Source organism: Noviherbaspirillum sp. (genome assembly GCF_036846085.1).
In the GTDB taxonomy this organism is placed as follows: domain Bacteria; phylum Pseudomonadota; class Gammaproteobacteria; order Burkholderiales; family Burkholderiaceae_D; genus Noviherbaspirillum.
Genome location: NZ_DAIUCO010000383.1, coordinates 1 through 3,031, shown reverse-complemented (window position 1 = coordinate 3,031; position 3,031 = coordinate 1). Strand labels below are relative to the sequence as shown.

The window sequence follows — 3,031 nt, the reverse complement described above, 5'->3', positions numbered from 1 at the left end:
ATGCCGGATCGAGCGGCACGTAGGCGCCGCCTGCCTTAAGAACGGCCAGCAGGCCAATCACCATGTCGATGCTGCGCTCCATGCAGATCGCGACACGCGCGTCGGGAAGCACGCCAAGCTTGCGCAGGTAACGCGCCAGACGGTTGGCACGACTGTTGAGCTCGCCATAGCTCAGCTGCTGCCCCTGATGCATCACTGCAATGGCGTCCGGCGCCTTCCCGGCCTGGACCTCGAACAGTTCATGAATGCATTGGTCATCCGCATACGCGACCGACGTCGCATTCCATTCCACCAGCAAGCGCCTCAGCTCATCTCGCGGCAGTACTTCAATCTTGCGAATCGGCGTCGTGGGTGCTTGTTCCAGCGCCTGTACCAGACGCTCCAACGCCACGTGCGCGTATGTGATTATTCGTTCGGGATCAATCGGCATTTGCGCAATCGCACTCAGATGAAACGACTCGCCGAAATCATCGACTTCCAATGTGAGTGGATAGTTTGTTCGGCGCGCGCCACCGCCTAGTAGCTCGATTCCTTCTCCTCCTCGCTCGCCGCTTGCATCCGGATCTGCAACGTGAGCGACCGCGGGTGGGTTCCTGTCAGGGTTGTGACGATAATTCAGTAGAGCGCCGAACAATGGCGTGGGCGCGATCACGCCACTGCAACGCTGCGCGCGTGCAAGAGAAGCGAGCTCATGCCGCATCAACCGGGTCAGCAAGCCATGAACGTCTTCAACGCACTTTCGAACCGGCGAGTCATCAAGATCTATACGGATGGGTAAGGTATTGATAAACATGCCGGGAAGTCGTGCCTTGCCGTCGCCATCACGCATGCCGGCGAATAATACGGTTCCGAACACGACATCACTACGCCCGGAGACACGGGCCAGCACGCTCGCCCATGAAAGATGAAAAAGCGTGGCGGTACTGAGGTGCAACACGCGCGCGGCCGTGCGCAACCGCCGTGCTAGCGACGGATCGACAAGCCGCCCTGCTTCCTTTATCGGCAATCCGTCAACTGGTATGTCGAGAAGAGAATACGGTGCTGTCGGCTCGTCCACATCACCCAGCATCTGCTTAAAGAATTCATCCTGCGCTCGAACGCGGGCGCCATGACGAGCCTGCGCAACAAAACGACGGAACGGCACCGGCGCCGGCAGCTTTCGCGTTTCTCCTGCCAGAATGGTCCTGGTTTCCTCCTGTATGACTGCCAGCGTTGCGCCACCGATGGTCAGGTGATGACTCAGCGCCAGCGCAATCCACCGGCCAGAAGACGAATCGCAAGCAACGACAATCTTGATGAGCGGGGCGCTCCGAATGTCGAGACGGAACTGACATGGATCGAAGCGCTCGATAAGCTGCTTGGCGAGGTCGCCGTCTTCGGTGAGCAGCTCCAGCTCCTCAATCATCAGCGGGGCATGTCGCCACACCACCTGTACGGGTTCGCGCAGACCCTCCCAAAAAATAGAAGTGCGAAGAATATCGTGGCGCTTGATTACGGACTGCATTGCCTCGAAATAGGCATCCATCTGGCAGCGGGATTCAAAACTGAACAATACTTGCGACAAGTAAGGATCCCGGCGCTCTCCACTGATGTAATGAAAAAACATTCCTTCCTGCAGGGGGGCCAATGGATAAATATCCTGCACATTCCTTGCACCGCCAGGTACCGCACTGACCATGCAGTCGATCTCATCCGCGGTGACTTCTACCAATGGCAGCATGTCTGGTGTGATCGCACTGCATCCCGTCGGAATCCGGTTTTCCGGCACTTCAGCAATACCGTCGGGGCCGATGTAATTGCCAGACTGGATCAGCGCCATCAAGGCGTCTTTGTTGCGCCTCAAAAGGTCAAGCAACGCGGGCTCGTCAACAATTCTTTCACTTCCGCGAACGATCAGCTCGCTTCCCCTCACCGCGAGGAATACATCCTTTTCGTTGAGCTGATCGATCAGTTCCGAAAGCATCACAGTGCGATCTCCTTGATCTTCGCGCACGACAACGCCATTTCAGCGATAGTCGGGCTCGAGAAAACGGTGCGTACGTCGATGTCCAGTCTCATTTTTTTCATGCGTGCAATCAGGTCAACTGCGAGCAGAGAATGACCGCCGAGTTCGAAGAAATCATCATGGCGTCCGACTTTCTCTACGCGCAGTACGTCTGCCCAGATGGCGGCCAACAGAGTTTCCGTCTCGCCCACGGGCGCTTCATAGGCTCGCCCGGATGGAGCCAGATCCGGAGCGGGCAGCGCCTTGCGATCCAGCTTGCCGTTAGGAGTAAGCGGCAGGCGATCCAGGAAAGTCACACTTCCCGGAAGCATGTAATCGGGAAGCGTTGTTGCGAGGTGCTTGCGCACGTCTCTGAAACCTGGCGTCGTCTTTTTCGCCAACTGGCGCAGCCTGTTGAGGTGGCTCAGTCCTTGCAGTGCCTGATCGGGCTCGATCCAATCGACCAGACACGCCATTTCGTCCACCCCAATGTCACGCAACCGTTCAACCACATGGAGGCAGGTTTCCGGTGTTCCGATGAGCGATGCCGTCCTGGAATAGCGTTCAAATGCAAACGAAACAATCGTTTCAACCGTCTGCTCGTTCAGGTTGTCGGTCGATACATCCATCGCCTTTGCAAACGCTTCGAGCAGCCCCAAATGGGAACGCATGTATCGAATGAAGGGCTCGCGGGCGTTTTCCAGCGTTTGATCGAAATCCTCTCCCATGAAGGTATGGATCATGAGCGTGACTCGCCCGGCATCCGGGTCGTATCCATGCCGGGCGCGAGCCTGCCGATAGAGTTTTATGTTGGCTGCGACTTCTTCAATGGTTTGACCCAGCAAATGGGTCAAGACATTTGCTCCGAGCTTTCCCGCCTGAATGAAGGTATCGGGGTTGCCGGAGGACGTGATCCAGACAGGCAGTTCAGCCTGTACCGGCTTGGGATAGATGGCGATCTGCGACTGCTTTCCAGCCCCATCCGGAAAGTCGAGTTGCTCACCGCGCCAAAGCGCCTTGACCGTCTCGATGCCGGAAGCCATGACC

2 protein-coding genes are annotated in these 3,031 nt (G+C 57.2%); both read right to left on the bottom strand.

The features are described 5' to 3' along the window. Window positions 1–1,963: condensation domain-containing protein (locus tag V7080_RS25025; protein ID WP_334191086.1), on the bottom strand; the 1,963-nt coding region annotated here is incomplete at its 3' end. After that, window positions 1,963–3,027 (bottom strand): MupA/Atu3671 family FMN-dependent luciferase-like monooxygenase, encoded by a 1,065-nt coding sequence (locus V7080_RS25020; RefSeq protein ID WP_334191085.1) that lies wholly within the window; start codon window positions 3,025–3,027, stop codon window positions 1,963–1,965. The genes V7080_RS25025 and V7080_RS25020, both read right to left, overlap by 1 nt. Between the last annotated feature and the right edge of the window lie 4 nt (window positions 3,028–3,031).